The sequence below is a fragment of the Duganella violaceipulchra genome, assembly GCF_019166075.1.
GTDB classification, from domain to species: domain Bacteria; phylum Pseudomonadota; class Gammaproteobacteria; order Burkholderiales; family Burkholderiaceae_D; genus Rugamonas; species Rugamonas violaceipulchra.
In genome coordinates this window covers 260,348-287,225 of the sequence record NZ_JAHTGR010000010.1, presented here as the reverse complement: position 1 = coordinate 287,225, position 26,878 = coordinate 260,348, and the positions used below count along the sequence as shown (strand labels likewise).

The window sequence follows — 26,878 nt, the reverse complement described above, 5'->3', positions numbered from 1 at the left end:
TACGGTTAATAGCGGTAGAGGCGGCCGTCGACCAGGCGCACGCGGTTGCCGGCGCGCAGGTCGTAGACGCTGTCCTGGTTGACGATGCGGTAGTCGCCGTTGTCCATGCGCACGCTGATCTGGTATTGCTCGTGCGGCTGGCTGCGGTTCTCCTCGACCTTGTTGCCGACCACGGCGCCGCCGACTGCGCCGGCCACGGTGGCGGCGGTGCGGCCGCCGCCCGAGCCGATCTGGTTGCCCAGCAGGGCGCCGACCAGGCCGCCCGTGACGGCGCCGGCGCCGCTGGTGCCGGGCTTGGCTTGCACGATCTGGATCGATTCGATGGTGCCGTAGGAGGCGGTGTCCGCCGGGTTGGTGTAGCTGCCCTGCTGCTGGCCGGTGCTGGCGCAGCCGCTCAGGATGGCGGTCGCTGCGATCAGCGCGGCGGCGATGGTGGTCGAGTGTTTCATGTTGTCCTCCTGAAAATGTGTGATTCCAGAATAGACAGCGGCGCCGCGAGGGTCTGTGCGCTTCCGCACCCAGACGGGCGATGTGCGGTCTGTGTACGCTACCGTACAGAGGTGGGTGGGGAAGAGGCGTAAAACCTCTACATCGGTAGCGGGGACAGCAAGTCCCGCCGGCTGACAAACCACTGTTAATCACCCTCCAAGGAGAATGCCATGAAAATCGCCCACAAAATCGCCACCGCCCTGTTCACCGTTGCACTGCTGGCCAGCGCCGGCTGCGCATCGACCTCGTCCAAAGAAGGCACGGGCGAGTATGTCGACGATTCCGTCATCACCACCAAGGTCAAGGCCAGCATCTTCAACGAGCCTAGCCTGAAAACCACAGAAATCAATGTGGAAACCTTCAAGGGCACCGTGCAGCTGAGCGGCTTCGTGGCCCAGCCCGAGGATATCGCCAAGGCCGGCGAAGTGGCGCGCGGCGTCAAAGGCGTGACCGCCGTGAAGAACGACATCCGCGTCAAGTAAGTATCATCTGCCGGCGCGGCATGCCCTCCGGGCGGGCCGCGCCGGCAGTTCCTTGTGAGCCATCATGAACCTGCCAGCTGCCGAATTCCCCCCTGACAATGCAGTGGCCGCCGATGGCGATCCGCCCCGAATTCCCCTGCACGTCAACGCCCGCGGGCTCGCGCTCGGCGTCATCGCCACCGTCGCGTTTGTCTATGCGCTGCAATGGTCGCGCAATTTCCTGGTGCCCCTGCTGCTCGGCATCCTGTTCAGCTATATGCTCAGCCCCATCGTGTGCTGGCTGGAGCGCCGGCGCGTGCCGCGCGTGATCGGCGCCACGCTGGTCACCGTCGCCATCCTGGGCGGCGCGTTTGTCGTGATCGACAAGGTGCAGGGCGAGTTCCAGGCCATCGTCGAAGAGCTGCCCACCGTCAGCCATAAACTGTCGCGCCTGCTCACCGAGCGCATGCAGGGCGGCCCCAGCACCTTCCAGCGCATCCAGGCGGTGGCCACCGAATTGCAGCAAGCGACCGCCGGCGCGCAGGAACGGCGCGCCGTGCGCAAGGCCGCGCCCTCGGCGGAAGGCGGCAAGCTGCCGGTGATGGACTGGGTCTGGGCCGGCTCGATGGGCGTGATGGGTTTCCTCAGCCAGGCCACCATGGTGATCTTCCTGGTGTTCTTCCTGCTGCTGTCGGGCGACACCTTCAAGCGCAAGCTGGTCAAGCTGACCGGGCCGTCGCTGAGCAAGAAAAAAATCACCGTCCACATCCTGGAGGACATCAACTCGTCGATCCAGAAATACATGCTGATGCTGCTCGTCACCAACGCCCTGCTGGCCCTGCTGATGTGGGTGGCGCTGCGCTGGATCGGCCTGGAGAACGCCGGCGCCTGGGCCATCGTGGCCGGGCTGCTGCACCTGATGCCCTACTTCGGCCCTTTGCTGATCACGCTGGCCACCGGCGCGGTCGCCTTCATGCAGTTCGAATCGCTGCAGATGAGCGTGCTGGTGATGGGCACGTCGCTGGCGATCGCGACGGTGGTCGGCACCGTGGTGGCGACCTGGATGACCGGCCGCTTCGCCCGCATGAACGCGGCGGCGGTGTTCGTCAGCCTGCTGTTCTGGGGCTGGTTGTGGGGCGTGTACGGCCTGCTGCTGGGCGCGCCGCTGATGATCATCGTCAAGGTGGTGGCCGAGCGCATCGAAGGCATGGAAGTGGTGGCGGAACTGTTGGGCGAATAGGCCCGCGCGCTCCCCTTGTTTCCCTGCCACGGTCGGCTAACATGAGCATTACAGACACTGCGAGGAGTTCGCCATGAAACCAGAGCAAGACCGCCGCCAGCGACCGGGCACTTCGGACACCGCCGGCTGGCACTCCCTGGAATTTATCGTGCGCCATGCGCTGGAAATGCAGCGCGACATCGGCACCGCCAACGCGGTGGAGTTCCTGCAGAGCATAGGCATCAGCCCGCAGGTGATCGCCCGCGTGCTGGCGCCCGATGCGCAGCTGCGCGAGGCCGACCAGCAGGCGCTGGCCGCGGCGGTGCCGGTGGCCGATCTGCCGGTCGCCACGCGGCGCGCCTATCTGCGGCGCACGCTAGGTGCATCTGCTGGGGTCAAGTCTGACATTCGGACACGAGCTCCACCGTAGGGCCTACCTACGGTGGAGCTCGTGTCCGAATGTCAGACTTGACCCCAACGCGCACCAACGCGCAGGCTGCCCAGTTGCAGCGCGTACTGGCGCGCGAACTCGGCGCCGAGGAAGAAGATCTGCGCCGAGTAATACACCCACAGCAGCAGCGCGATCACCGAACCGGCCGCGCCGAAGCTGCTGGCGACGCCGCTGTTGCCGATGTAAACCCCGATCAAGTATTTCCCCAGCGTGAACAGCGCGGCCGTGCCGGTCGCGCCTATCGTCACGTCGTGCCAGGACAGCCGTATGCGCGGCAGCATCTTGAAGATCACGCCGAACAGGGCGGCGATGACGATGAAACCGATCAGGACATTGATGGCCGACAGCACCAGACCGGCCTCGCGCCAATATGCGCTCCACATGTTTTCCAGCAAGCTCAGCGCGGCGCTGACCACCAGCGACACCATCAGCAGGAAGGCCAGCACCAGGATCATGCCGAAGGAAAGCAGGCGGGTGCGTAGCAGGTCCCAGGCGGTGCCGTGGGTGAGCGGCGGAACTTGCCAGATATCGTCCAGGCTGGCCTTGAGCTCGGCAAACACGCTGGTCGCGCCGAACAGCAGCAGGGCGCCGGCCAGCAGCGTGGCGAGCCGGCCTTCCTCCTTGTTGCGGGCGCCGGCCAGCGCCAGTTGCAGCGCCTGCGCGCCCTGTGCGCCGACCAGGCCGCGCAGCTCGCCGAACAACTGGCCCTGCGCCGCCTGCGGACCGTAGAACCAGCCGGCGATGGCCAGCACCAGCACCAGGATGGGCGCCATCGAAAACAGCGTGTAAAACGCCAACGCCGCGCCCTTGCTGCTGGCGCGGTGTGCAAACCATTCGGTCACGGTGCATCGCAGCACCGACATCAAGGTTGGCTTCATCAGAAAAAAGCCCCGCTGGCAGGGCGGGGCTGGTCTGGCTTACTGCACGCGACGTTCGATGGTGATCTGCTCGACTTCGACGCGACGGTTGGGCTCCAGGCACTTGATCAGGTCGGCACGTTTCTGTTTCTTGTCGTTGCACAGCGCGACAGGATTCGATTCGCCCTTGCCGACGGCGTTCAGGCGGTTGGCGGCGACGCCCTTGCCGACCAGGTAGTCCTTGACCGCGTTGGCGCGGCGCTCGGACAGCTTAAGGTTGTACTTGTCGCTGCCCAGGCGGTCGGTGTAGCCGGAGACGACCACGTTGTCGATGGCGGCGTTGGCGTTCAGCACGTTGGCGATGTCGTCCAGTTTGGGTTGCGCGGGCGCTAGCCTGGCGCTGTCGAAGCCGAACAGCTCGGTCGCCGACATCGTCACTTTTTCAAAGCGTGCCGGCGGTGGTGGCGGCGGCGGGGTCACTGGCGCCGGCGGCGGTGGTTCCACCGCTGGCGGCGCCGGTGGCGGCGGCGCTGGCGGCGCGGCTTTCGGCGGCGCGTTGAAGGCGATGTTCAAGCCCACCGTTGCGTAGTAGTTATTGCTCTTGCTGTTCGGGAACTCATTGCCGCGGATGAAGCCATGCACGTCGCGGATGTCCGCCTGGAAGGCGAGCTGGTCGTTGATGTCGGCCTGGAAGCCCAGGCCGGCGCTCAGGTAGGGCGAGGTCTTGCTGCGGTCGCCGGTCACATTCAGTTTCACCTTGTCCTGCTCGGCGCCCACGCCGACCAGCAGGAAGGGGCGGAAGGATTTGCGGGAGAACAGATACAAGGCATCCGCGCCCAGCGTGGTCTGCCGGTAACGCTCGCCGTTTTCACGCGAGCGCGCATAGGTGGCGCCGGCCTGGATGTCCCAGCTTTCACTGAGGGCCTTGCCGAATTTGAGGCCGCCGCCGTAGCCGCGCTTGTCCACGCCGAAGTCCGAATCGGGCTTCATGGCGTTCAGGCTGGGCTGGATATACCACGATGGGTTGACGACCGCGTCCTGGGCCAGGACGGAAAACGACGCGCACAGCAGTGCGGCGGCGAGGGCGATTTTTTTAGTATGGTTCACAGGCTTGCTCCCGATGTATTGATTGGATGTGTTTCATTGCCAGCAATGTTGAAACACCGCTGTTGGACCGAAGATTAAGGAGTTTGGTGCAGCTCTTCCGTGCGCTAGCGTACCTAAGATTGTGCTGTATCAAATTCGTCACACTTCCCGAAACTTAGTTCAACCCACCTTGTCACAGCTTAAGTGCCAGGGATGTTCGCTAATGTTCGTTGCCGCACAGACCAATGCGCTGTGAAAAGGCATTCTTGAGCCAGATGCAGAGACCGTAGCGAGATGCCCGCCGCCCGCCACGCTTTCGGCTGCCACTAATCTCGGCAATTGTTATAAGGAGTGTTCCCATGCATGCAGTTAGACAACCTCAACATCTGGTTCAGAACGAGATGAAAGCCTCGCCGGACATGCACGCCACCACAGCCAAGCTGATGCTGGTGGACCGTCCGGCCCCGGCCCCTCTGGACCGGAAGCCTGCGCTGTCGATGGCCTCCATCGAGCGGGTCCGCTCGACTTCGGCGACGCTGCGCCGCATTGAAAACATGCAAAAGCTGATCGGCGAATTGCAGCTGCACGAGATGCTGGCCGATGAAATCGCCTGGTTCCTGAAGTTTTCGCCGTCCGGCGCCCGCAAATACATCCGCGACCTGCGCGAAGCCGGCGTGATCGAGCTGGCCCGCTATGTCGAAGGCACCGCCACCTACCTGGGCAAGGCGGTCTACCAGCTGACCCCCGATCCGGAACGCGTCAGCGCCTTCCTGGCCGCCATCGTCCAGCCCAAGCGCGAAGGCGCGCCGCCGCGCAAGGAGCGTCCCGGCCTGCGCGAACAGGCGATGGCCGGCAGCGGCCGCCACTTCCACATCCTGGCCGACGACACCCATTATGCGATCCGTGTCAACCGCGGCCCGGTGATGCGCGATCCGCTGGTGGCTGCGCTGTTCGGTTCGGCGCCGTCGATGCAAAAAGAAGAAGCCATCTGATCGCGACCTGCCGCGCAAGCGTATGATGGAACGGCCGGGCATGCCCGGCTGTTTGCATATTGAAATGTCGACAAGGCCCCCCACCTAGCGTGGACTGGACATCTCAACGGACGCGCGGCACATGGAAGCTTTGACCTGGATCGGCCTGACGGCGCTGTTGATCGCGCTGCCTTTTTACTACCCGCGCTGGCGTTTGCGGCGGGTGCTGGCGCAGCCCCTGTCGGCCGGGGGGCTGGCCATCCTGCAGCACAACATCCCGGTCTACCGCCGCATGGCGCCCGATCTGCAGCAGCAGTTGCAGCGCATGGTGGTGCAGTTCCTGCATCAAAAGAAATTCATCGGCTGCGAAGGCCTGGAGGTGAGCGACGAGATCGCCGTCACCATCGCCGGCCAGGCTTGCCTGCTGTTGCTGAACCGTCCCTCCAAGGTCTATCCGGCCTTGCACACCATCCTGGTCTACCCCGGCGCCTTCGTGGCGCCGCGCGCCGAGATCGGGCCGGGCGGGGTGGTCACGCCGGGCCACCACAGCATGCTGGGCGAATCCTGGGACGACGGCCGCGTGATCCTGTCGTGGGACGACGTGCGGCGTGGCGCTGGCGACTGGACGGATGGCCACAATGTCGTGCTGCACGAATTCGCGCACCAGCTCGACAGCGAATCGGGCCGCGCCAACGGCGCGCCCTATCTGGGCAATCCGGCCAGCTACCGCGAATGGTCGGAGGTGCTGGAGCGCGATTTCCAGAGTCTGCGCCACAGCGCCATGTACCGCCAGCACAGCGTGATGGACCACTACGGCGCCACCAATCCGGCCGAGTTCTTCGCCGTCGCCACCGAAACCTTCTTCGAGAAACCATACCAGATGGCCGAGCGCCACGCCGCGCTGTACGCCGAATTCCTCAAGTACTACCGGGTCGATCCGCGCGCGTGGATGGCGCCGCCGCCACCGCCGCCCGAGCCGGCTGACGACTGGTCGCACGCGTGGTCGCATTGAACCCCGCCCGGCGCCGAACTAGTGCATAATCGATTCAGCCGCGCACGCCGATGCTTGTCCGTCCGTCTGCGCGATCTGCGCAGGACAGACGCTGTCGCGAGGCTATCACCATGCAATTTGACGAGTTCGACTTTCTTTCCTCCGACGCCGCCGGCGCACCGGCCGCGCCGGCGCCCGAGGCGGCCTCGCCGCTGGTGCGACTGCAATACCTGGTCGACAACACGCCGGCCATCATCTATTGCACCGTCCCCAGCGGCGACTTCAAGATGACCTTCGTCAGCAACAACGCCTTGAACGTGCTGGGCTACCGTCCCGAGCAGATGGTGGCCGACCCCAACTTCTGGTTCGACCACATCCATCCCGACGACGCCCCCAGCATCTTCTCCAGCCTGGCGCTGGTGTTCAGCGAAGGCCAGCGCGCCTACGAATACCGTTTCCGCGTCAGCGACGGCAGCTATCTGTGGATGCACGACACGCTGCGCCTGATCCGCGACGACAAGGGCGTGCCGCTGGAGGTGATCGGCTCGCTGACCGACATCACGGCGCGCAAGCGCATGGAAGAGACCTTGCAGGCCAAGGGCGTCGAGCAGCAGGCGCTGATCGGCGAGCTGCGCAACGCCCACGAGCAATTGCTGCAATCGGAAAAAATGGCCTCGATCGGCCAGCTGGCGGCCGGCATCGCGCACGAGATCAACAACCCGGTCGGCTTCGTCAACTCGAACATGGGCTCGCTGAAGAACTATGTCGGCACCCTGCTGGGCGTGATCGAGCGCTACGAGCAGGCGGCGGCGCCGCATGCGGCGCTGGCGGCGCAGCTGGCGGCGCTGCGCCAACAGGCCGACCTGGAATTCCTCAAGGAAGACGTGACCGACCTGGTGCGCGAATCGATGGACGGCTTGAAGCGGGTCAAGGACATCGTCCAGGCGCTGAAGGATTTTTCCCACGTCGGCGAGACCGAGTGGCAGGTGGCCGACCTGCACCACGGCCTCGACAGCACGCTCAACATCGTCAGCAACGAGATCAAGTACAAGGCCCGGGTCGACAAGCAATACGGCACGCTGCCGCCGGTCACCTGCCTGGCCTCGCAGCTGAACCAGGTGTTCATGAATTTGCTGGTTAACGCCGCCCATGCGCTGCGCGAGCAGGGCGTGATCACGCTGCGCACCGGCGCCGCCGACGGCTGGGTGTGGATCGAGGTGGGCGACAACGGCTGCGGCATCGCGCCGGAAAACCTGCACCGCATCTTCGAGCCGTTCTTCACCACCAAGCCGGTCGGCAGCGGCACCGGGCTGGGCTTGTCCTTGTCGTATGGGATCGTCAACCGCCATGGCGGCCGCATCGAGGTGGCCTCGGTGGTGGGCCAGGGCACGCGCTTCACCGTGCACCTGCCGGTGCAGCCGCCGCAGGCCGCGGCGGCCTGACGGCCGGCGGACCAAGGCTAGAGGATGACGGCGCCGTCGTCGTCGCGCTTGACGTCGAGCAGGCCCGGTTCCTCGGCCTCCAGTCGCTGCGCTTCCTGCTGCTGCGGCGTCAGCGGCGGCGGCGCCACCAGCGTCGCGCGCTGCGCCAGCGCCTGCCGCACGTTCTGCTCCAGCTCGGCGGCGTCCCAGGGCTTGCTCATGAAGCGGAACGCCTGCGCCTGGTTGATGGCGCTCAGCACGGTCGCGTATTCGGTCGAGGCGCTCAGCATGATGCGCATGGTGTTGGGCGCGACGTCCTTGAGCGCCTGCAGCAGCTCGCCGCCGGTCATCTGCGGCATGTTGTAGTCGCAGATGATCAGGTCGTAGTCGCAATAGCAGATGCGCTTGAGCGCGTCGTAGGGATCGAGGCAGGTCTCGATCTGCGGCGGCGCGTCGCGCAACATTTGCGTCAGGGCGCGCTGCAGGGCGTTGAGCACATTGATCTCGTCGTCCACCAGCAGGATCTTGCTCATGCTTCCCCCTTGGGATTGCGGATCCAGATCGACAGCCGGCCGCCGGCCTTGGTCTCGAAGTCCTGCACCTGCTGGATCATGCGGGCGTCCAGCACGTGCTCGATCGATAGCAGCATCAGGCCGTCGCGGCTGATCAGGTCGCGCGCCAGCACCATGCCGGGCAGCAGTTCGCCCGACAGCACCTCGACCCCGGCGCCGGCGTCGACGTCGCCGTCGATGATCTGGCGGAAGGCCGCCACCACATTGGGATCGTAGCGCTTGCCGCTGGCGTCGAGGATCAGCGACTTGGCTTCCTCCGGCCGCAGGTGGCGCTGCACCATCGCCCCCTGTTGCAGGTTGTAGTAGTCGGCCGCCAGCGCCAGGATGCGCGCGCCCAGCGGGATCGCCAGGCCGGCCTGGCCGTCCGGGAAGCCGTTGCCATCGAAGCGCTCCAGCTGGCCGCGCAGGATGGCGGCGCTGCCGCGCAGGTCTTCCAGCGGCATCAACAGCTCGGCGGCGCGCTGCGGATGCTTGCGGAACAGGCCCAGCGCCTCGCCTTTCAGCTGGGTCAGCGGGGTCTGCAGCAGCTCGTCGGAGAAGCCGATCTTGCCGATGTCGTGCAACAGCGCGGCGATGAAGATTTCCTGGGTCTCGCGCGCGTCCAGCGCCAGCCGCACCGCCAGCTGGCGCGCCAGCTCGGCCACCAGGCGCGCGTGGCCGGGCTGGTTGTGCGCGCGCAGTTCGATCATGCTGGAGAAAATCTTGATGGTGGTGACGAAGTTGCGCTTGAGCTTGCTGTTGGCGTTGGTGGTCGCCTCGTGCTCGGCCTTGAGCTGGCGGGTGCGCGCCTCGACCTTGGCCTCCAGGCTCTGGTTGAGCGTCTTGAGTTCCTCGTTCTGGCGCAGCGTCAGCGCCTCCAGCCGCAGCTTGTCCTGCTCCAGCAGGCGCCGCTCCAGCGCGTGGCGCACCACCAGCAAGATGTCGCCGTCTTCCCACGGCTTGGTGATGTAGCGGTAGATCTCGCCGCAGTTGATGGCGTCCTGGATCGACTGGATGTCGGAGTAGCCGGTCAGCAGCAAACGCATGGTGTCGGGCCAGCGCGCCTTGACCTGGGCCAGGAACTGGGCGCCGTTCATTTCCGGCATGCGCATGTCGGAGATCACCAGGTCGACCTGTTCCTTCTCCAGCACCTCCAGGCCCAGCGCGCCGCTCTCGGCCAGCAGCACGCGGTAGCCGGCCGGGCGGAACAGACGCCGCAGCGAGGACAGGATGTTGGGCTCGTCGTCCACGCACAGCAAGGTGGCGATGCTGGCCGGCGCGGCCGCGGTGGACAGCACGCTGCTCATGGGGAACCTTCGCCGGCCGCTTCCGGCTGGTGGATCGGCAGCCGCACGCGGAAGCAGGTGCCTTTGCCGAGCTCGGTTTCGACGTCGATGTGGCCGCCGTGCTTCTGCACGATGCCGTAGGCCAGCGACAGCCCCAGCCCGGTGCCCTTGCCGACCGCCTTGGTGGTGAAGAAGGGGTCGAAGATGCGCGACAGCGTGTCCGGCGAAATGCCGCTGCCGTTGTCGGCGACCTCGATCCACACGCAGTTGTCGCCGTCGCTGCCGGTGCGCACGGTGATGCGGCCGCGCTGCTCGCCGATGGCGTGGGCGGCGTTGACCACCAGGTTCATCACCACCTGGTTGATCTGCAGCGGCAGGCACTGGATGTCGGGGATGTCGCCGTATTCCTTGACCACGTCGGCCTTGTACTTGACCTCGTTGCCGACGATGTTGAGGGTGGAGTCGATGCCGCGGTGCAGATTGGACCAGACCCAGTCCTGGTTGGCGTCGACCCGCGAGAAGTCCTTCAAGTCCTGGACGATGTGGCGCACCCGCACGATGCCCTCGCGCGATTCGGCCATCAGCGACGGGATGTCCTCGCGCAGGAAGGCCAGGTCGATCTGTTCGCGGCGCGCGCGCAGCGCGGCCCCGGTGGCCGGGACGCCGATGTCGGCCTCGGCCTGCTGGTAGGCGTCGAGCATCTCGAACAGCTGGTCCAGATAGGTTTGCAGGGTGGTGAAGTTGGAAAAGATGTAGCCGATCGGGTTGTTGATCTCGTGCGCCACGCCGGCCGCCAGCTGGCCGATCGAGGCCAGCTTGTCGGCCTGCACCAGCTGCTGCTGGGCGCGCGACAGTTGGCTGTTCAGTTCGGTCAATTCCAGGTTGCTGCGGCGCAGTTCGGCCTCGGCCAGGTGGCGCTGTCGGATGTCGTCCTGCAGCTGTTCGTTCATGTCGGCCAGCTGGGCGGTGCGTTTCTCGACCACGTTTTCCAGGTTGTCGTGGGCGCGCCGCAGCGCGTTCTCGGCCACCCGCCGCTCGGTGACGTCGCGCAGCGTTTCGATCGCGCCGACCACCCGGCCCTGGTGGTCGCGCAGCGGCGCCGCCGTGAAGTGCAGCCAGTGGCCGCTGGCGCCGATGTTGGGGAAGAAGTCCTCGGCCTCGTAGGCGCCGGGGATCAGCGCCGACTTCTGGTACTTGCCGGGATAGTGCTGTTCCAGCAGGCGGTCGTCGCCGGCCACGATCAGGTCGGCCAGCACCGGGCGCTGCTTGGGATAGAAGGCTTGCCAGTGGTTGCTGGTGCCTATCATGGCCAGCTTGCTCCAGCCCAGCAGGTGCTCGCAGGCGCGGTTCCAGTGCGTGATCACGTGGCGGGTGTCGATGGCGAAGGTGGCCACCGGATGGCCGTCGAAGAACTCGGACAGCGCGATCGCGGCGTGCGCCTGCAGCGCGGCGTCGGGCGGCGCAACGGCCGCGGCGTTGGGGGTGGCGGGGGCGGCGGCGTTCATGGCGTCAACATCTGGCACATGGTGTCGAACAGCTGTTCGGTCTCGGCGAACACGCCGGCCCAGGCGGCGTCGCTCAGGCCCAGCGCCTGCCACGCGGCCAGCGCCAGCGGCGGTACCTGGTCGTCTTCCTGGTCCGACAGGTCGAGCGCGTGGGCCAGGATGTTGGCCGCGTAGATCACGGTCGACAGCGTGGCCGGGCCGGCCTCGGGCGCGAGGTGGTGGTCGGCCACGGCGGCCTGGATGGGCGCCGGGAATTTCCAGTGCCTGGCCAGCGCGCTGCCGACGCTGGCGTGGTCGATGCCGAACACGGCCAGCTGCGCCGGCGCGGCGGTGCAGTCGTGCTGGCGGCGGTGGTCGTGCACGCGGCGGTAGTCGTCGGGGAAGCGGGTGGCCAGCACCAGCGTGCCGAGGTCGTGCAGCAGGCCGGCGGTGAAGGCGGTGTCCGGGTTCAGCCGCGCGTGCGGCGCCAGCACGCGCGCGCACACCGCGCTGGCGATCGAGTGGCGCCAGAAGGCCGGGAAGTCGAACTGGTTGCCGGGCGCCGGCTTGAAGCTGTCGGTCACCGAGCAGGCCGTCACCAGGGTGCGGATGGCGTGGAAGCCCAGCACCGAAATGGCCTGCTGGATCGAGGTGACCTTGGACGGCATGCCGTAGAACGAGGAGTTGGCCAGGCGCAGCGTCTTGGCGGTGAGCGCCTGGTCGAGCGTGATCTTGGCGGCCAGCGCGTGGGTGTCGATGTCGTCCTGGTCCATGCTGGCCAGCAGTTCGTTGACCACCGCCGGCAGCGACGGCAGGTCGCGCACCGCCTTGATGATGTCGTCGGCGTTCATGCGTCCGGTCCTTCGCGGTAGGCGCGCAGGCGCGCCAGCAGCAGGGCGCCGCCGTCGCTGTCGGCGCTGTGGCGGAACAGGCGCTCCAGCCGTTCCAGCCGCAGGACGCGGGCGCGCGCCAGCGCGGCCGGATCGGGCGCCTCGGCCTCGGACCAGACCACGCAGCGTTCGATGCCGCGCCGGCGCAGCGAGGCCAGCGTGGCGGTGGTCAGGGTGGCGTCCTGCGGCAGCAGCACGCCGCCGTGGGCGTCGAGCAGGGCGGTGGCGAGTATCATGCCTTCGACGGCTTGCTCGAGACCGATTTCATTGCGGTGGGCGGTAACTGTCATCGATTGGTCTCCACGATGCTAAGGGTGATCAGGCTGCCGCGCGACGCCGAGTGCTCGCCCATCGGGTAGCACATCACGGCATAACGCTGGCCGTCGATGTCGGCCAGGTGGTGGTGGGGCTGGCCGCTGGCGGCCTGGGCCTCGGCGTCGTCGGCCGGGAAGAGTTCGGGCAGCACGTGGCAGGCCTCGTTGCCGAGCAGCGCGCCGCTGTGGCGGAACAGGCCGGCGGCGGCGCCGTTGATGAAGGCGATCATGCCGGCGTCGTCCATGCCGATCACCGCCAGCGGCAGGTGTTGCAGCAGCTCGCGCGCGACGTTCAGGCTGATCTCGTCGCGGCTGATCTGGCGCTGCTTTTCCTGCAGCAGCTGTTCCATGCGGCGGTTGGCGGCCGCCAGCTCCTGGTTGGCGCTGCGCACCTCCAGGTGCAGGCGCTGGTTGTCGTCGGCGATTTCCTTGACCCGGAAGGCGTCGGCGATATGGCCGCGCAGCTGCTCGTCTTCCCACGGCTTGGTGAGGAATTTGTAGATCGCCCCCTCGTTGACGGCGTCGGTCACCGATTGCAGCTCGGTGTAGCCGGACAGCATGATGCGTATCGTGTCCGGCACCAGCTCCCTGGCCTTGCGCAGGAAGTCGGCGCCCAGCATGCCGGGCATGCGCTGGTCGGAGACGATGACGTCGACCGGATGCTCGGCCAGCACGGCCAGGCCCTGCGGGCCGTCGTTGGCGGTGTAGATCTGGTACTGGTCGGCGCGCAGCAGGCGCTTGAGCGCGGCCAGGATGTTGGGCTCGTCATCGACCAGCAGCAGCCGGCGCGGCGGCCGGTGCATGCGCAGCAGGTGCTCGGGCAGCGCGCGGCCGCTGGCGAGCAGCTGGTGCAGGTCGGTCGAGGCCAGCGGCGGCGCGAAGAAATAGCCCTGGATCTGGTCGCACATATTGCGGCGCAGGAAGTCGCACTGGGCCTCGGTCTCCACGCCCTCGGCCACCACCTTCATGCCCAGGTTGTGGCCCATGGCGATGATGCTCTTGGCCATGGCGGCGTCGTGGCTGTCGGCCACCACGTTGCGGATGAAGTCGGCGTCGATCTTGATGGCGTCGAAGGGATAGCGCTTCAGGCTGCTGAGCGAGCCGTGGCCGGTGCCGAAGTCGTCCAGCGTCAGGTTCAGGCCGCGCGTCTTGAAGCCGGCCAGCACGTCGTCGCAGGCGGCGCCGGCCTCGGTCAGCGCGGTCTCGGTGATTTCCAGGGTCAGCGCGGCGGGGGTGATGGCGTAGTCGTCCAGCATGGCGGCGACGGCGGCGCCGAAGCCGGGATCGCGGAACTGGCTGGGCGCGACATTGATCGCCACCCGCAAGTGGTTCTGGCCGCCGCGCCGCCAGGCCTGCAGGTCGCCGCAAGCGCGCCGCAGCACCCAGTGGCCGACGGCGGCCGTCATGCCGGCCGCCTCGGCCTGCGGCAGGAAGGCGAGGGCCGACAGCAGGCCGTGCTGCGGATGTTGCCAGCGCACCAGCGCCTCCAGGCTGACCACGGCGCCGCTCTGCAAGTCCACCAGCGGCTGGTACAGCAGGCGCAGCTGGTCCTGCGCCAGCGCCTGTTCCAGCGCGTGGTGAAACGGCAGGTCCGGTGCGACCGTCACGGGTGGGACAGCGTGCGTTTGCGGGGCTCCATGCATGGGTGCGCCTAGCGATCTGATAGTTTCTGCTTATTGAAAACCCAAATCGATTATAAGGCCACACCCGTTTTGTTGCGTGCCAGCGCGTGGCTTTTTTTGTCGCCCGCCGATTTGCGCGCGGTTGTTGCTTATTGGGGACTAAGCCAGCGCTGGCGGCAATTTTGGGTATGATGGTCGCTACAATAAAAAAACCTGGCACCCGTCGGACTAACGCGTTGTGATAGGGGGATGCGGCAATGGCACAGGCATGGGTAGTGCTCACTCGTCCAGACGGTCGCGATGTGGCGGCGCCGTCCGAAGCGCAGATGGCGGCGGCGCTGGCGGATGTCTACAGCGGCAAGGCCGCCAGCCCCGACGGCGGCGCCGGCAGCGCGGTGCTGCGCTTCGGCTACGACGACGGCTTGATGTATGAAGTCGAGGTGTCCACCGGCGGCCGGGTGCGCTTTGCCGAATGGTCGGACCGCGATTGCGAAATCGCGCTGGCCGGCCCGCGCGTGATGACGGCCCTGGCGCAGGCCGACGCGCTGCAGCTGTGGCGCTTGCTGGCGCTGCGGCAGGTGGCCAAGCTCCGCAGCCAGCCTTGGCTGGAGGCCGGCTGAACCGATTTCAGCGGCGGCGTTGTTCCTGCCGCGTCTGGCAAGTGATGCACAGCCGCGCTTCCGGCCGCGCGTTCAGGCGCGAGTAGCCGATCAGCTCGCCGCAATGCTCGCACAATCCATAACTGTGGTCGTCGAACTTGGCCAGCGCATGGCGCACGATGTGCAGCTGGCGCGCCGTGTGCTCGGCCGCCTCGTGCACCAGCGCGTTGAGGGTGCGCTGGCTGGCGTTGTCGGCCGGCGACGCTTCGGCCTCGTGCGGCGGTGGCGCGCGCACGTCGGCGTTGCGGTCGAGATCGTCCGCCAGCTGGCTCAGCAGGCCCGCCCGCGCCAGCTCCAGCCGCGCCTGCAAGGCCGCCCATTGATCGTCGTCGAGTCCATTCATGCCGCGTACTCCTTACGGCATTGGACCGGCGCGGCGCGATTTTGTTCAGCGCCGCGTGGTGCTCAGTCCGGTTCAGGCCGGCGGCGCCAGCGCGTCCAGGTGGTGCTTGAGTTTTTCCAGCGGCGTGACGATGCGATCCGGCTTGCCGCTGGCGACCGCCGCGCCCAGCGACAGCAGTTCGGCGCTCAGGTCGACCAGGTCCTTGACCTGGTCGATGCGGGCCACGGCGTCCCGGGCGCGGCGGGTCTGCTCCAGCAACTGCTGCTGGGCGCCGCCCAGGCCGCTGGCGGCCAGCTTGGCGCTGTCCAGGTACAGGCTGTTGGCGCGCTGGCGCAGCTGCACTTCGTTTTCAAACAGCGCCTGCGCCGTGCCCTGCGTCATGCTGGGCGCCGTGCCGCCCGGCGCGCGCTGGCGCAGGGCGCGCATCAGTTGCGCGTGCAATGCGTCGGCGCAGGCGGACAGGCTGTCGCCTAGCGCTTCGATATCGTGCTGGTCTGCCATGGCAACTCCTTGCTGGGTCTATTTTTGCGGGATCTGGTTGAACAGCGCGCGGTGGCTTTGCTCGATCGCGGCCAGGTTGTTTTGCGCCAGCGTGTTGCGCAGGCCGAACAGGTGGTATTCGGCCCGCCGCTCGTGCTGCTGCGCCTTGGCCAGCGCCAGCAGCAGGCGGTCGCGGCGGCTGTCGAGGAAGGGGATTTCCGTCTCCAACATGCCGAGCACGATGCTTTCCTCGTTGTCGCTGGTCTTGCCGTACAGGCGCAGCAGGGTGCGCATGGCGCCCAGCAGTTCCTGCATCGCCTGGTGGCCGTCGCGCATCAGTTCCTGCACCGCCGCTTCCTGCGCCGGCCGGGTGAGGGCGCGCGCCAGCAGGCGCGTCAGGCCGGCGTAGGCGTTGACGTGGCGGTCGTCGATGCCATTGTCGGGCCAGGCCTTGATGCCGCCGCTCATGGACTTGACCTGGTCCTCGAGGTCGTACTGGTGGTCGCCGGCCAGCTGGCCCAGGGCCTGCATATACGCTTGCACGCCGGCTTGCAGCTTGACGAAGTCGTCGCAGGCGGCCTGGCGCTGGCTGTCGAGCTGGCGTTCGCGGGCGTCGGCGGCGGGGCTCAGGAAGGGTTGTTCGCGCTGGTAGGTGGCGCGGTAGCGCTCGGTCAATTCATGGTAGGCGCCCAGCTTGGGCGACTGGGCGGCGAAGGCGCGTACCTCCGCCATCCGGGGCGTGCTGCTGGCGCAGCCGCCGAGCAGGGCCAGTAATCCGAGGATCAGCAATGCACGGGTGAGTTTCATGGGCGCTCCACAAGGTATGGTGGTATTTTTGTCCCGGCCGAATGACTCCGTGTTGCGAATGCGCAGATCAGGTGGTCAGCGCCTGCCGCCAGCCCAGCCCGGCCATGGTGTCGCCGGCCGGGATGTATTCGCAGCCCAGCCAGCCGTCGTAGCCGATCTGGTCGATGTGGCGGAACAGGTGGCGGTAGTTGATCTCGCCGCTGCCCGGCTCGTGGCGGCCGGGGGTGTCGGCGATTTGCATGTGCCGTATCATCGGCAGCTGGGCGCGGATCGTGTTGCTCAGCTCGCCCTCCATGCGCTGCATGTGATAGATGTCGTACTGCAGGAACAGGTTCGGGCTGCCGGTCTCGGCGATGATGTCCAGCGCCTGCCGGCTGTGGTTGAGGAAGTAGCCCGGCATGTCGTAGTGGTTGATCGGCTCGATCAGCAGTTCGATGCCGTGCGGCGCCAGCACGCCGGCGGCGTGGCGCAGGTTGTCGACGTAGGTGGCGTGGGCGCGCTCCGGCGCCACGCCGGCCGGGAGCTTGCCGGCCATGCAGTGCAGGCGCGGCGCGCCCAGTTCGGTCGCGTATTCCAGCGCGCTCTGCACGCCGGCGCGGAACTCGTCCTGGCGGCGCGGATCGCAGGCCAGGCCGCGGTCGCCGGCGTTCCAGTCGCCGCAGGGCAGGTTGAACAGCACCAGTTGCAGCTGGTGGCGGCGCAGGCGCTCGGCCAGCTGCTCGGCCTCGTAGGCGTAGGGGAACAGGAATTCAACGCCGTCGAAGCCGGCCTCGCGGGCCAGCGCGAAGCGTTCCAGGAAGGGCGCCTCGTTGAACAGCATGGACAGGTTGGCGGCGAATTTGGGCATGGACGGCTCCGGGCGGACTGTGGCGTAGCCCTTATCGTAATCGAAATCCGGCGCGGACGAGGCACGAAAAAAAACCACCGCGAGGGTGGTTTTTGGGGCTGCTTATCGGCCGCGGCCGCCGGAGCGGTGCTGGGCCGCCGAGCGCGGGGCGCTGGTGCCGGTGCGTGGACCGCCGCCGGCCGGCGCGCCAGGCGCGCGTGGCTTGCCGCCGCCGTTGCCGCCACCGCCGCCGGCAGGCTTGGCGCCGGCTGCGGCAGGCTTGCCGCGTCCGCCGCCGTTACGGCCGCCACCGCCTCCGCCGCCGTTGCGATGGCCAGGGCCGCCGCTGCGCAGTTGCACTGGCTGTGGACGCGCGTTCAGGTCCGGCTCGAAGCCAGGGATCACTTCACGCGGCAGGGTTTGCTTGATCAGCTTCTCGATGTCCTTCAGCATGTCGTGCTCGTCCACGCAGACCAGCGACACCGCTTCGCCGGTGGCGCCGGCGCGGCCGGTGCGGCCGATGCGGTGCACATAGTCTTCAGGAATGTTCGGCAGGTCGTAGTTGACCACGTGCGGCAGCTGGTCGATGTCGATACCGCGCGCGGCGATGTCGGTGGCCACCAGCACTTGCAGCTTGTTGTCCTTGAACTCGGACAGCGCCTTGGTGCGCGCCGACTGGCTCTTGTTGCCGTGGATCGCCATCGCGCCGATGCCGTCGCCGCCGAGCTGTTCCACCAGCTTGTTGGCGCCGTGCTTGGTGCGGGTGAACACCAGCACCTGCGACCAGTTGTTCGACTTGATCAGGTGCGACAGCATCGGATGCTTCTTGTCGCGGTCGACCGGGTGGATCATCTGGGCGATCACTTCGACCGCCGAATTGCGGCGCGCCACTTCGATCATGGCGGGCTTGTTCAGCAGGCCGTCGGCCAGCGCCTTGATCTCGTCCGAGAAGGTGGCCGAGAACAGCAGGTTCTGGCGCTTCGGTGGCAGCGCGGCCAGCACTTTCTTGATGTCGCGGATGAAGCCCATGTCGAGCATGCGGTCGGCTTCGTCGAGGATCAGGATTTCCACCTGCGACAGGTTGACGGTGCGCTGTTCCATGTGGTCCAGCAGGCGGCCCGGGGTGGCGACCAGGATGTCGACGCCGTGCTTGAGCTGCTTGATCTGCGGGTTGATGCCGACGCCGCCGAAGATCACGGTGGAGTTCAGCTTGGTGTACTTGCCATAGATGCGCACGCTTTCCTCGACCTGGGCCGCGAGTTCGCGGGTCGGCGTCAGGATCAGCGCGCGGATCGGGCGGGCGGTGGTGTTGCTGGTGATCGCCGCGCCTTTGGCGTCGGTCGACAGGCGGTGCAGGATGGGCAGGGTGAAGCCGGCGGTCTTGCCGGTGCCGGTTTGTGCGCCTGCCAGCAGGTCGCCGCCATTCAGGACAGCAGGGATCGCCTGCTGCTGGATAGGGGTGGGCGAGGTGTAGCCGGCTTCGGTAACAGCGCGGACGATAGCGTCGGACAAACCGAGGGTAGAGAATGACATGAATGACTTTTTGTTAAGATAGGCCTGTCGCATTTGAAGCGCCAGTCGCAGGCAATCAGAGTGGATGACACTGCGGCTAAAGGACTGGTCAGAGTGCCGCAGTCCTGAGTATAACAGCTAAGGCCAACTCAAGTTTCATATAGGAAATGAAAAAGGCCCGCGAGGGCCTTTTTTTTGTAACAAACATTCTAATTTTTTGTTGCTCAGGCTTTCGGCTGCTCACCGAACGGCGACAGCAGGCCGACCATCTGGCTAAAGATCTTCGGGCTGGCGGCGATGATGTCGCCCTTGTACAGGTAATCGGATTCGCCGCTGAACTCGCCGACGATGCCGCCCGATTCCGTCACCATCAAGGCGCCGGCGGCGATATCCCAAGGCTTCAGGCCTTTTTCGTAGAAACCGTCCAGGCGGCCGGCGGCCACATAGGCCAGGTCCAGCGCGGCGCTGCCCGGGCGGCGCACGCCGTGGCAGCGTTCGGCCATGATGCCGTACATCTTCAGGTATTCGTCCAGCGCCTTGGCCTTGCCGGCCACGTAGCCGGTCGACAGCAGCGCGTTGGCGATGCGGTCGAGCTTGGTGACGCGGATGCGCTTGTCGTTCAGGTAGGCGCCGGCGCCCTTGGTGGCGGTGAACAGGTCGTTGCGCACCGGATCGTAGATGACGGCCTGGGTGATCACGCCGCGCTGCGACAGCGCGATCGAGATCGAGTATTGCGGGAAGCCGTGCATGAAGTTGGTGGTGCCATCGAGCGGGTCGATGATCCAGGTGTATTCAGTCTCGTCGTTGGCGTTCTTGGACGGGCCCGACTCTTCGCACAGGAAGGCGTGGTCGGGATAAGCTTTGGACAGCACCTCGACGATGGCCTGTTCGGCCGCCTGGTCGACGTCGGTGACGAAGTCCTTGTGGTTTTTCTCGGTGACGATAACGCGGTCGAGGTCGAACGACGCGCGGTTGATGACGGCGGCGGCGCGGCGGGCGGCTTTGATCGCCGTGTTGAGCATTGGGTGCATGTAAGCTTTTCCGTTAAAAGAACGCTAACGCCCACCGGGGGCCTCAGCCTGCCCGGCAGCACATTAGTGTACAAGAGTGAATTAAAGAGCGGAGCGGCGGCGACAGGGTAAATCCGGTGGAATTTGTGTATCGATACCGCGCAATAGCGCTATTTTAAATGAACCTGCCTGAAATCAACACCAATCTTTTCAAACAGCGGCGATTTATTCTGGTCGAAAGCCGCCGCGCGGCGTTAAACCGGCTTGCCCGGCAGGGCGTCGCCATCGGGGCGCGCCTGCCGCGTTCGGTGGTACAGCCGCAGCAGCCAGTCGCGCGTGGCGTCGGACAGGCCCCGCTCCAGGTAATGGTGGGAGAGGGCGGCGACCGACACCGCCACCACTGTGGTGAGGAACACGTGGCCCCAGGAATGGATGAAGCGGTCCAGATTCAGGTCTATCAGGCACCGGGTGACGAGGGTCTGGGTGGTGGTGTGGGTCAGGTACAGGGAGAACGAGATGGCGCCCAGCCAGACGAGGATGCGCGGCGGGACGATGTGCACCGTCTTGCTGCAGATCGCCAGCACCAGGAACATGGCCGCCAATGGCCAGCCCCACTTCAGCGGGCCGTGGAAATCGCCCACGCCGGTGTAGGCGTACCAGAGCGGAAAGGCGATGGCCAGCGCGATCAAATGCCAGCAGACGGTGGCATTTTTGACGCGCAGCTGTTTATTCTGGTAAAGCAGGGCGATCAGGGCGCCGGCCAGGAACTCCAGGACGATGGGATTGGTCATCAGGTTGAGGTAGCCCAGGTTAAATTGCAGATTGTCCATCACGTCCAGCGCCAAACCGCGCCGTGAATACGGGACCGCCACCACCGTCAGCAGTATCCATGCCGTCAGTACGGCCCAGCGCAGGCGCTTGAACAGCAGGCAGATGCCGAACACCAGATAGAAGTACACTTCGAACTCCAGCGTCCATCCCAGCGGCAGCGCCAGACCGAAATACAGTGGCTTGGCGGGATCGGCCGGGATCATGGCCAGGCTTTTGGCGAGGATCGTCCAGTTGTCCGGCGCGGTGTAATAGTTGAAGCTGTAGGCGGCCGCCACAAAGATCAGGGTCAGCACCGCGTAGGGCGGCCAGATGCGGGAGAAGCGCTTGATGGCGAAGTTGATCGTGTAAGCCAGGCTCCCATCCGAGCGCGAGCTGGTGTACACCATGATAAATCCGCTGATGATGAAGAACAAATCGACCCCCATCGCGCCGGGGCGGAACAGGGTTTCAGCCAGCGCAAACTGGTCGGTGCCGATGAGGAAATTCCTGGCGTGGGTAAACACGACCAGCATGACGGCGACGCCCCGCAGCGATTGCAGCCAGTCGAGTTTGTTTTCGTGATCCATGATGATGATGCTCTAATTTAAGACCGCGCATTATATAGGAGATAATCTTTTCCTAAAGGTAAGGCGCCCGGCGGGCCGGCGGGTGCGTTAAAATCCGCCGCTGTCCCTGCACGCAACCTGTGATTTCCCATGAACCTGTCCTCCATCAATACGAGTCTGTTTAAACAGCTGCGATTCATCCTGGTCGAGACCAGCCGCGCGGGCAATATCGGCGCCGTGGCGCGCGCCATGAAGACCATGGGTTTCAGCGACCTGGTGCTGGTGACGCCCCGTTTCGAGCACGCGCTGCAGGACCCGGAGGCGGTGGCCTTCGCCAGCGGCGCCGGCGACATCCTGGCCGGCGCGCGGGTGGTCGGCAGCATGGCCGAGGCGCTGGACGGCATCAATTTCGCCGCCGCCGTATCGGCCCGGCTGCGCGAATATTCGCCGCCGGTGCAGACCCCGCGCGAGGTGGCCGGTCAGCTCGCGGCCCAGCCCGAGCTGTGCGCGGCCCTGATCTTCGGCAACGAACGCTTCGGCCTGCCCAACGAGATCGTCGAAAAGTGCAATGTGCTGATCAATATTCCGGCCAACCCGGACTACTCGTCGCTGAACCTGTCGCAGGCGGCGCAGGTGCTGGCCTACGAATGCCGGATGGCGGTGCTGGACGGCGCGCCGCCGGCGATGAACACGCGCCAGCCCGGCGGCGACGCCAACGAGATCGGCTTCCAGGGCGAGGCCGCCAGCGCCGCGCAGATCGAAGGCATGTACCAGCACCTGGAGCAGTCGCTGGTGGAGATCGGCTTCCTCGACGCCGGCAACCCGCGCAAGCTGATGCCGCGCCTCAAGCGCATGTTCGCCCGCGCCCAGCTGGAGACGGAGGAAGTCAACATCCTGCGCGGCATTGCCCGCCACATGCTGGGCAAGCGCCACGACTGATCCCTCTGAAACCGGCGCAAGCCAACTAGACGCGGTCCTCTATTTTTTGCCCGCAAGGTTCTCCGCCCGTTCACGTACACTAGCTGGATTAAAAAAACCAGACGGACGGAGACATGACCACCCGCAGATCTTTCCTCAAGATCGGCGCGGCCGCTGCGATCACCCTCGCAGTCGGCGGCGCCATCTATCGCCTGGCGCATCCGCCGGCGCTGCGCCATCCCTTCACGCTGGACGGCGACGCCAAGGCCGTGCTGGCCGCGATCGCGCCGGTCATGCTGGGCCCGGTGCTGCCGGCCGAGGCGGCCGCGCGCGCGGCGGCGCTGGACGGCGCCATGACGCGCACCCTGGACGCCATCCACGGCCTGCCGCTGGGCACGCAAAAAGAAGTGCAGGACCTGTTCGGCCTGCTGGCGCTGGCGCCCGCGCGGCGCTTTCTGGCCGGCGTCTCCGGCAGTTGGGAGCAGGCCGCGCCGCAGCAGGTGGCGGCCTTCCTGGACAGCTGGCGCCACCATCGCCTGGCCACCTTGCAAACGGCCTACCTGGCCTTGCATGACCTGATCCTCGGCCCGTGGTACGCGGAGCCGTCGTCGTGGGCCGCGATCGGCTATCCCGGTCCGTTGAAGGAGCTGCAGAAATGACCAACACGAATATCCCGATCGCCGCCGCCAAGGGACCGGTACCCGATCCGATCCGGGCCGGCCTGGCCGCCGGCTGGCGCGTCACCGACTGCGCCCGGCTGGACGCCGACCTGACGCTGGAAGCGGACGTGATCATCGTCGGCAGCGGCGCCGGCGGCGGCGTCAGCGCCGAGATCCTGGCGCTGTCCGGCCTGCGCGTGCTGATCGTCGAGGAGGGCGCGCTGCGCTCCTCGTCCGACTTCAACATGAAGGAGGCCGAAGCCTATCCGCAGCTGTACCAGGAATCGGCGGCGCGCAAGACGCGCGACAAGGGCATCAACATCCTGCAGGGGCGCACCGTCGGCGGCACCACCACCGTCAACTGGACCAGCAGCTTCCGCACGCCCGACATCACGCTGGCGTATTGGACTAAACAGTATGGCTTAAAGGACTACACGCCGGAAAAACTGGCGCCATGGTTCGGCATGATGGAGCAGCGCCTCAACATCAGCGACTGGGCCGCCGCGCCCAACGAGAACAACGACCTGCTGCGCCGCGGCGCGGCCAAGCTGGGCATTCCGACCGGACTGATACGGCGCAACGTCAACGGCTGCTGGAACCTGGGCTACTGCGGCATGGGCTGCCCGACCAACGCCAAGCAGTCGATGCTGGTCACCACCATCCCCGGCGCGCTGACCCAGGGCGCGACCCTGCTGACGCGCGCCCGCGCCGAGCGCTTCGTGATCCAGGGCGACAAGGTGGCGCAGCTCGATTGCGTGGCGCTGGACGACGCCGGCCGCGCGCCGACCGGACGCCGCATCACGCTGCGCGCCAAGCACTACATCGTCGCCGGCGGCGCCATCAATTCGCCGGCGCTGCTGCTGCGCTCGGGCGCGCCCGATCCGCACGGCCTGCTGGGCAAGCGCACCTTCCTGCATCCGGTGGTGATCTCGGCCGGCACCTTCGAGCAGCGCGTGGACGGCTACGCCGGCGCGCCGCAGACGGTGTACTCCGACCACTTCCTGCACGACCAGCCGATCGACGGCGCGATCGGCTACAAGCTGGAAGTGCCGCCGCTGCATCCGCTGCTGCTGGCGACCACCACCGCCGGCTTCGGCGCCCGGCACGCCGGCGACATGGCGGGCTTCCCGCACAAGCAGGCCATCCTGGCGCTGCTGCGCGACGGTTTCCACGCCGACGCGCCCGGCGGCAGCGTGGCGCTCGACGGCCAGGGCGCGCCGGTGCTCGATTATCCGATCAGCGAATTCCTGTGGGACGGCGCCCGCCGCGCCTTCCTGACCATGGCCGAGATCCAGTTCGCCGCCGGCGCCCGGGACGTGTCGCCGGTGCACGAGTCGGCGCCGCGCTACACCAGCTGGGCGCAGGCCAGGGCCGGCATCGCCGCGCTGCCGCTCAAGCTGCTGGCGACGCGGGTGGTGTCGGCCCACGTGATGGGCGGCTGCACCATGTCCGACGACGAGCGCCAGGGCGTGTGCGGCGCCGACGGCCGCTATCACGGCCTGGCCAACCTGTCGGTGTACGACGGCTCGCTGTTCCCGACCTCGATCGGCGCCAATCCGCAGCTGTCGATCTACGGCGTGGTGGCGCGCCTGGCCAGCGGCCTGGCGCAGCAGCTGAGCGGCAAGCCGGCGGCCCGGCCGCGGCGCACCTGATGCGGCCGGCCGGGGTATGATGGCGGCATGATCAAACGCTGGATTATCCTGTTGCTGGCGGTGCAGGCCGGCGCCGCGCTGGCGCTGGCGGCGCTGTTGCACCAACTGTGGCGGCCGGCCTGGCAGGCTGCGCTCAACGCGCCGCTGACGGCGCTGGCCTATCTCGGCATCGGCCTGGCGGCGGTGCTGCTGGTGCGGCTGGCGCTGTCGGTCAACAACTTCCTGCTCAGCTCGCGCGCCGGCAAGGGCGATCCCACGCCGGCCGCGCATGCGCTCAATCCGGCCAGCGCGGCCAGCCTGTTCCTGCATGAATTCAGCGCCTCGATGCTGACCTCGACCTATTACATGCTGCGTCCGCTCGGCATGCGCTTGCAGCCGAACGCGCGCGGCCTGCCGGTGCTGCTGATCCACGGCTACGCCTGCAACAGCGGCTACTGGCGGCCGCTGAGCGCGCAACTGGCGCGGGCCGGCGTCAGCCACTACGGCATCGACCTGGAACCGCCGGGCGCCTCGATCGACACCTACGCGCCGCAAGTGCAGGCCGCCATCGAGCGCTTGTGCGCAGCCACTGGCAGCAAGCAAGTCATCATCGTCGGCCACAGCATGGGCGGGCTGGTGGCGCGCGCCTGGTTGCGCCGCTACGGCGCGGCCGCCGTGGCGCGCGTGATCACGCTGGGCACGCCGCACCACGGCACCGCTTTGGCCCATTTCGGACCGGGCGGCAACGCCGTGCAAATGCGCTACCGCAGCGAATGGCTGGCGGCGCTGGCGGCGTCTGAGGCTAATTTGCAACGTAGCCTGTTCAGCTCCATTTATTCTGTCCATGACAACATCGTCGCGCCGCAGGATTCCGGCGCGTTGCCGGGGGCGCGCAACCTGGTGTTCGGCGCCATTGGCCATGTGGCGCTGGGGCGCCACCCGGTCATCCTGCGTTGCGCCCTGGACGAAATCGCCGCCGTCGGCCGATTGTGATTTTGTGTGAATATTGGCGTTGCCGCTTACTGTATGTTTATTGGTGTGTAACCATGAATAGCAGGCGACGCAATGGCAACCGACTTCGGCACGCTCATCCTGAACGAAACGCCAGATGCTGTCGTGCTGACTTCGCTGAAGGGAGAGGTGGTGTGCTGGACCAATGGCGCGCAAGCGATGTTCGGCTACAGCAGCGCCGAAGCCCTGGGCCATAGCCTGGCCGAGCTGATCGTACCGGCCGGTCTGGACGACGACGAGCGCGCCGTGCTGGCCGAGACCTTGCAGTGCGGCGCCGCCAATTATGAATCGATGCGCCGCGCCAAGGACGGCACCTTGGTCTACATCGACAGCTCGTCCAAGCTGGTGCGCGACGGCGAGGGCCAGCCCGAGTATATTTTGTGGAGTAAAAAAGACGTTACCACGCTAAAAGTGTTGCGCGACGCCAAGCTGGTCCAGGCGCGCTTCGCCGGCGTGCTCGAGTCGCTGCCGGACGCCATCATCATGGCCAATGCCGGCGGCCGCATCGTGCTGGTCAATTCCCAGGCCGAAGCGCTGTTCGGTTATCCGCCCGGCGCCATGCGCGGCCTGGCGCTGGAACAGCTGATGCCGCCGCGTTTTCGCCACGGCCACGTGGCGCACCGCCGGGCCTTCCATGAACAGCCCTTGATACGCCCGATGGGCGGCGGCCGTGAGCTGTACGGCCTGCGCACCGATGGCGTCGAATTCCCGGTCGAGATCAGCCTGAGCCCGGTCGTCACCGAGGAAGGCACGCTGGTGATGAGCGCGATCCGCGATACCAGCGAACGCAAGCGGATCGAACGCTCGCTGCAGGAAAAGAACGCCGAACTGGCGCGCGCCAACACCGCCAAGGACCGCTTCCTGACCGGCATGTCGCATGAATTGCGCACGCCGTTGAACGCGATCATCGGTTTTACGGGTACTATGTTGATGAAGTTGCCTGGGCCAATAAATGATGACCAGGAAAAACAACTGCGGACCGTGCAAAGCAGCGCCCGACATCTGCTATCCTTGATCAACGATTTGTTGGAGCTGACCCGGATTGAAACCGGCGGCCTGGTGCTCGACCTGAAGCCCATGCCATGCCGTGAGGTGATCGACGAGATATTATTGCTGTTTGAGCCACAGGCCCGGCACAAGGGGCTGGAATTGACCTTCGTCAGCGCCCAGGACGACCTGACCGTGGTCGCTGACCGCCGCGCGCTGCAACAGATACTGATGAATTTGCTCCACAACGCGATCAAGTTCACCGACCATGGCAGCGTCGTGGTGCGGCTGGACCAGGGCGCCGTCCATGAACGCGCTGGTGCGCTGATCAGCGTCTGCGACACCGGCACGGGCATAGTCGAAGGCGAGCGGGACGGGCTGTTCCAGGCCTTTTCCCAGCTCGACGCCTGCAAGGAACGGCCACAGGAAGGCACCGGCCTGGGCTTGCACCTGAGCCAGCGCCTGGCGGCGATGCTGCACGGCGAGATCTTGTTTGAAAGTGAATCTGGCGTCGGGAGTATCTTCACCCTGGCGCTGCCGCTGGAACGATGAATAAGGGGAGCTCA

Annotated in this window: 28 protein-coding genes; 12 read left to right on the top strand and 16 right to left on the bottom strand. The window is 66.4% G+C overall.

The window, feature by feature from the left end; genetic code table 11:
• Positions 1 to 5 precede the first annotated feature (5 nt).
• The gene (locus KVP70_RS20155; RefSeq protein WP_217943933.1) at positions 6 to 449 is read right to left on the bottom strand and encodes an outer membrane lipoprotein; all 444 of its coding nucleotides are present in this window, start codon (positions 447 to 449) and stop codon (positions 6 to 8) included.
• Between the two features lie 210 nt (positions 450 to 659).
• Between KVP70_RS20155 and KVP70_RS20150 the strand changes: the two genes are divergently transcribed.
• The 3 genes from KVP70_RS20150 to KVP70_RS20140 all read left to right on the top strand — a co-directional run bounded on the left by KVP70_RS20150 (position 660) and on the right by KVP70_RS20140 (position 2,599).
• Complete coding sequence (locus tag KVP70_RS20150) at positions 660 to 971, top strand: BON domain-containing protein (protein ID WP_217943932.1); 312 nt, start codon at positions 660 to 662, stop codon at positions 969 to 971.
• Between the two features lie 64 nt (positions 972 to 1,035).
• Entirely contained in the window at positions 1,036 to 2,190 is a 1,155-nt protein-coding gene (locus tag KVP70_RS20145) for an AI-2E family transporter (RefSeq protein WP_229224947.1), read from the top strand.
• Between the two features lie 73 nt (positions 2,191 to 2,263).
• Positions 2,264 to 2,599, top strand: coding sequence for a hypothetical protein (locus tag KVP70_RS20140; protein WP_217943931.1), 336 nt, complete (start codon positions 2,264 to 2,266; stop codon positions 2,597 to 2,599).
• 32 nt (positions 2,600 to 2,631) lie between these two features.
• On the opposite strand, the gene KVP70_RS20135 is transcribed toward KVP70_RS20140, so the two are convergent.
• Positions 2,632 to 3,498 (bottom strand): YihY/virulence factor BrkB family protein, encoded by an 867-nt coding sequence (locus KVP70_RS20135; RefSeq protein WP_217943930.1) that lies wholly within the window; start codon positions 3,496 to 3,498, stop codon positions 2,632 to 2,634.
• A gap of 39 nt (positions 3,499 to 3,537) precedes the next feature.
• On the bottom strand, positions 3,538 to 4,584 hold the full coding sequence (locus KVP70_RS20130; RefSeq protein WP_217943929.1) for an OmpA family protein: 1,047 nt from the start codon (positions 4,582 to 4,584) through the stop codon (positions 3,538 to 3,540).
• Positions 4,585 to 4,922: 338 nt separating this feature from the next.
• On the opposite strand from KVP70_RS20130, the gene KVP70_RS20125 reads away from it, so the two are divergent.
• From KVP70_RS20125 to KVP70_RS20115, 3 genes are all read left to right on the top strand, one after another.
• Positions 4,923 to 5,555, top strand: coding sequence for a winged helix-turn-helix domain-containing protein (locus KVP70_RS20125; RefSeq protein ID WP_229224946.1), 633 nt, complete (start codon positions 4,923 to 4,925; stop codon positions 5,553 to 5,555).
• Between the two features lie 121 nt (positions 5,556 to 5,676).
• The gene (locus tag KVP70_RS20120) at positions 5,677 to 6,546 is read left to right on the top strand and encodes a M90 family metallopeptidase (RefSeq protein ID WP_217943928.1); all 870 of its coding nucleotides are present in this window, start codon (positions 5,677 to 5,679) and stop codon (positions 6,544 to 6,546) included.
• Between the two features lie 110 nt (positions 6,547 to 6,656).
• On the top strand, positions 6,657 to 7,967 hold the full coding sequence (locus KVP70_RS20115; RefSeq protein WP_217943927.1) for an ATP-binding protein: 1,311 nt from the start codon (positions 6,657 to 6,659) through the stop codon (positions 7,965 to 7,967).
• A gap of 17 nt (positions 7,968 to 7,984) precedes the next feature.
• On the opposite strand, the gene KVP70_RS20110 is transcribed toward KVP70_RS20115, so the two are convergent.
• Genes KVP70_RS20110 through KVP70_RS20085 form a run of 6 tightly spaced genes read right to left on the bottom strand, consistent with a single transcriptional unit; the run spans position 7,985 to position 14,114 of the window.
• A complete protein-coding gene (locus tag KVP70_RS20110; RefSeq protein ID WP_217943926.1) occupies positions 7,985 to 8,479 on the bottom strand; it encodes a response regulator in 495 nt (164 codons plus the stop codon).
• Positions 8,476 to 9,804: a response regulator c-di-GMP phosphodiesterase, NosR family gene (gene nosR / locus KVP70_RS20105; RefSeq protein WP_217943925.1), complete on the bottom strand. Its 1,329-nt coding sequence runs from the start codon at positions 9,802 to 9,804 to the stop codon at positions 8,476 to 8,478. The genes KVP70_RS20110 and nosR overlap by 4 nt, the downstream gene beginning before the upstream one ends.
• Positions 9,801 to 11,288, bottom strand: a complete 1,488-nt coding sequence (locus KVP70_RS20100) for a PAS domain-containing sensor histidine kinase (protein ID WP_217943924.1) — start codon at positions 11,286 to 11,288, stop codon at positions 9,801 to 9,803. The genes nosR and KVP70_RS20100 overlap by 4 nt, the downstream gene beginning before the upstream one ends.
• The gene (locus tag KVP70_RS20095; RefSeq protein WP_217943923.1) at positions 11,285 to 12,118 is read right to left on the bottom strand and encodes an HDOD domain-containing protein; all 834 of its coding nucleotides are present in this window, start codon (positions 12,116 to 12,118) and stop codon (positions 11,285 to 11,287) included. Before KVP70_RS20095 ends, KVP70_RS20100 begins: the two co-directional genes overlap by 4 nt.
• Complete coding sequence (locus KVP70_RS20090; protein ID WP_217943922.1) at positions 12,115 to 12,447, bottom strand: hypothetical protein; 333 nt, start codon at positions 12,445 to 12,447, stop codon at positions 12,115 to 12,117. The genes KVP70_RS20095 and KVP70_RS20090 overlap by 4 nt, the downstream gene beginning before the upstream one ends.
• On the bottom strand, positions 12,444 to 14,114 hold the full coding sequence (locus tag KVP70_RS20085) for an EAL domain-containing protein (protein ID WP_229224945.1): 1,671 nt from the start codon (positions 14,112 to 14,114) through the stop codon (positions 12,444 to 12,446). Before KVP70_RS20085 ends, KVP70_RS20090 begins: the two co-directional genes overlap by 4 nt.
• A 236-nt stretch (positions 14,115 to 14,350) precedes the next feature.
• On the opposite strand from KVP70_RS20085, the gene KVP70_RS20080 reads away from it, so the two are divergent.
• Positions 14,351 to 14,713 carry a hypothetical protein gene (locus KVP70_RS20080; protein WP_217943921.1) on the top strand — a complete coding sequence of 121 codons (363 nt, stop codon included), beginning with the start codon at positions 14,351 to 14,353 and terminating at the stop codon, positions 14,711 to 14,713.
• 7 nt (positions 14,714 to 14,720) lie between these two features.
• Here KVP70_RS20080 and KVP70_RS20075 read toward each other — a convergent pair whose 3' ends face one another.
• From KVP70_RS20075 to KVP70_RS20045, 7 genes are all read right to left on the bottom strand, one after another.
• Entirely contained in the window at positions 14,721 to 15,095 is a 375-nt protein-coding gene (locus KVP70_RS20075; protein ID WP_217943920.1) for a TraR/DksA family transcriptional regulator, read from the bottom strand.
• Positions 15,096 to 15,167: 72 nt separating this feature from the next.
• Positions 15,168 to 15,596 carry a hypothetical protein gene (locus tag KVP70_RS20070; RefSeq protein WP_217943919.1) on the bottom strand — a complete coding sequence of 143 codons (429 nt, stop codon included), beginning with the start codon at positions 15,594 to 15,596 and terminating at the stop codon, positions 15,168 to 15,170.
• Positions 15,597 to 15,614: 18 nt separating this feature from the next.
• A complete protein-coding gene (locus KVP70_RS20065; RefSeq protein WP_217943918.1) occupies positions 15,615 to 16,382 on the bottom strand; it encodes a hypothetical protein in 768 nt (255 codons plus the stop codon).
• 67 nt (positions 16,383 to 16,449) lie between these two features.
• Positions 16,450 to 17,229, bottom strand: a complete 780-nt coding sequence (gene otnI / locus KVP70_RS20060) for a 2-oxo-tetronate isomerase (RefSeq protein ID WP_217943917.1) — start codon at positions 17,227 to 17,229, stop codon at positions 16,450 to 16,452.
• A 102-nt stretch (positions 17,230 to 17,331) separates the two neighbouring features.
• A complete protein-coding gene (locus tag KVP70_RS20055; protein WP_217943916.1) occupies positions 17,332 to 18,741 on the bottom strand; it encodes a DEAD/DEAH box helicase in 1,410 nt (469 codons plus the stop codon).
• Between the two features lie 203 nt (positions 18,742 to 18,944).
• Positions 18,945 to 19,742: an inositol monophosphatase family protein gene (locus tag KVP70_RS20050; RefSeq protein ID WP_217943966.1), complete on the bottom strand. Its 798-nt coding sequence runs from the start codon at positions 19,740 to 19,742 to the stop codon at positions 18,945 to 18,947.
• A gap of 242 nt (positions 19,743 to 19,984) precedes the next feature.
• Positions 19,985 to 21,127, bottom strand: a complete 1,143-nt coding sequence (locus KVP70_RS20045) for an acyltransferase family protein (protein ID WP_217943915.1) — start codon at positions 21,125 to 21,127, stop codon at positions 19,985 to 19,987.
• A 129-nt stretch (positions 21,128 to 21,256) separates the two neighbouring features.
• Between KVP70_RS20045 and KVP70_RS20040 the strand changes: the two genes are divergently transcribed.
• The 5 genes from KVP70_RS20040 to KVP70_RS20020 all read left to right on the top strand — a co-directional run bounded on the left by KVP70_RS20040 (position 21,257) and on the right by KVP70_RS20020 (position 26,864).
• The gene (locus KVP70_RS20040; protein WP_217943914.1) at positions 21,257 to 22,045 is read left to right on the top strand and encodes an RNA methyltransferase; all 789 of its coding nucleotides are present in this window, start codon (positions 21,257 to 21,259) and stop codon (positions 22,043 to 22,045) included.
• Between the two features lie 113 nt (positions 22,046 to 22,158).
• On the top strand, positions 22,159 to 22,683 hold the full coding sequence (locus tag KVP70_RS20035) for a twin-arginine translocation signal domain-containing protein (protein ID WP_217943913.1): 525 nt from the start codon (positions 22,159 to 22,161) through the stop codon (positions 22,681 to 22,683).
• Positions 22,680 to 24,335 (top strand): GMC family oxidoreductase N-terminal domain-containing protein, encoded by a 1,656-nt coding sequence (locus KVP70_RS20030; protein WP_217943912.1) that lies wholly within the window; start codon positions 22,680 to 22,682, stop codon positions 24,333 to 24,335. Before KVP70_RS20035 ends, KVP70_RS20030 begins: the two co-directional genes overlap by 4 nt.
• A 27-nt stretch (positions 24,336 to 24,362) precedes the next feature.
• The gene (locus KVP70_RS20025) at positions 24,363 to 25,307 is read left to right on the top strand and encodes an esterase/lipase family protein (protein WP_217943911.1); all 945 of its coding nucleotides are present in this window, start codon (positions 24,363 to 24,365) and stop codon (positions 25,305 to 25,307) included.
• A 72-nt stretch (positions 25,308 to 25,379) separates the two neighbouring features.
• Positions 25,380 to 26,864 (top strand): PAS domain-containing sensor histidine kinase, encoded by a 1,485-nt coding sequence (locus tag KVP70_RS20020; protein ID WP_217943910.1) that lies wholly within the window; start codon positions 25,380 to 25,382, stop codon positions 26,862 to 26,864.
• The last annotated feature ends 14 nt before the right edge of the window (positions 26,865 to 26,878 follow it).